The sequence below is a fragment of the Acinetobacter sp. M5A5_2a genome (genome assembly GCF_053345265.1).
This window is the reverse complement of sequence record NZ_JBKEZV010000021.1, coordinates 1-2,103: the sequence shown is the minus strand read 5'-3', so window position 1 is coordinate 2,103 and position 2,103 is coordinate 1. Positions and strand designations below refer to the sequence as shown.

Genomic DNA, 2,103 nt, shown 5'->3' with positions numbered 1-2,103 from the left:
CGGTAAACGTGCCGACTTACGGGTTTCTGACCGCGTATTTGGTCATGCCTTAAGAATCAAGAATAAAGATCGTTCAAAGTCTACCGGTAGTTTTATTTCCCAGATTCGTGAGCTCGAAGGTGTTCGTGAACTGGTAACCTCTACCACCATTAGTGCAATTGCCGATTTTCCATTCTTTTTCCTGTTCCTGACCATCTTTGCCATTATTGGCGGGAAACTGTTTTGGGTGATGTTGCTGGTTGTACCGCTTATGATTTTGCCGGGTATTCTGGTACAGAAGAAGCTAGCGCAACTCGCACAAGAGGGTATGAGAGAATCGTCAATTCGTAATGCCATTCTGGTAGAAGCAGTGCAGGGTATTGAAGATATTAAGTTGTTGCGTGCTGAATCACGTTTCCAGAACCAGTGGAACCACATGAATGAAGTTTCAGCCGATATCGGTATGAAACAACGTAAAATTGTCGGGACCTTAATGGCATGGACTCAAAAGATTCAAGGTTTGACCTACGCATTTGTGGTTTTGGTGGGATGTTTTGCGGTAATGGATGGTGAAATGACTACGGGTGCGTTAGTGGCCTGTTCAATTTTATCTTCACGCATGTTGGCACCGATTGCACAAATTACGGGTGTTTTAGGACGTTTACAGCAGGCGAAAGTTGCAAAACAAAGTCTGGATGAACTCATGCAACGCCCAATCGATCAGCCAGAGCGTTCGCATCTGGTACACAAAGCTGCTTTAAATGGCGACTACGAATTAAAAAATGTCTTGTTCCAATACAGTGAAGATGAACCACGTCCGAGCCTTGCAATTCGGCACTTAAAAATTCGTGCGGGTGAAAAAATTGCAATTCTGGGGCGTAATGGAGCAGGTAAATCGACATTGCTTCAGCTCCTATCTGGCATGCAATTTCCTATTCAAGGTTCAGTGCATTTAGATGGTCTGGATCTTTCTTTAATTGATCCATCTGATGTACGTCGTGATATGGGGTTACTCAACCAGAACGCACATCTTTTCTACGGTACGATTCGTGAAAACCTCACTTTGGGTGCACCGCTTGCAACAGATGAAGAGATTCTTCGAGCTTTGGTGGTGACAGGTGCATTACCTTTTGTCCAAGAGAAAAAAGAAGGACTAGACCACCTAATTTTAGAAGGTGGGGTTGGTTTCTCTGGTGGTCAAAAACAAGCGTTGTTATTGGCTCGTCTATTGATTCGCCAACCCAACATTTTATTACTCGATGAACCAACAGCTGCGATTGATGATGTGGCAGAGAAACAACTGATTGATCATTTAAAAGGATGGCTGGCCCATCGAACCTTAGTGGTTGCGACTCACCGCCGCGCTGTTTTAGAACTGGTGGACCGTATTATTGTCGTTAACGACGGCAAAATCGTGATGGATGGTCCAAGAGATCAGGTCCTTAATCAATCAACAGCCCAACAAAAACAAGTGCAAGGGGGTAATTCATGAGCGAGCCACAACAAGAACAAGAACTCACCCGTTCAATGAATGTCTCTTATACTGAACCACCATTACCACGTGCCAGCTTAGTGATCTGGATTGTGGGGATTGGTTTAGTTATTTTCTTTATCTGGGCATGGGTATTTAAACTTGAAGAAGTATCTACCGGCACAGGTAAAGTGGTTCCATCGTCTAAGGAACAGGTCATCCAGTCGTTAGAAGGCGGTATTTTAACCAAGCTGAATGTACAAGAAGGCGATATTGTTCAAAAAGGCGAAATTCTTGCGCAATTAGATCCAACCCGTTTGGCATCGAATGTCGGTGAATCAAGATCTTTGCTTATTTCTGCTCAGGCAACTTCAGCACGCTTACGTGCAGAGGTAAACGGCACACCATTGGCTTTTCCAGAAATGGTGCTGAAAGAACCAAAACTTGTACATGAAGAAACGGCATTATATGCGTCCCGCAGAGCTAATCTAGAACAAACACTTGCAGGTTTTAGACAGGCTTTGCAACTGGTACAACAAGAACTGGCAATGACTGAACCGTTAGTTGCTAAAGGCGCGGCCAGTGAGGTTGAAGTTTTACGTTTACGTCGCGAAGCAAATGACCTTAGAAACAAAATGAATGATGCGCAGAAC

2 protein-coding genes are annotated in these 2,103 nt (G+C 44.2%); both read left to right on the top strand.

Annotated elements, in window-relative coordinates; all coding sequences use genetic code 11:
* On the top strand, positions 1-1,471 hold a 1,471-nt coding region (locus ACLBWE_RS19070), incomplete at its 5' end, for an ATP-binding cassette domain-containing protein (RefSeq protein WP_447604278.1).
* Positions 1,468-2,103, top strand: a 636-nt coding sequence (locus ACLBWE_RS19065) for a biotin/lipoyl-binding protein (RefSeq protein WP_447604277.1), incomplete at its 3' end; no start/stop codon positions are given. The genes ACLBWE_RS19070 and ACLBWE_RS19065, both read left to right, overlap by 4 nt.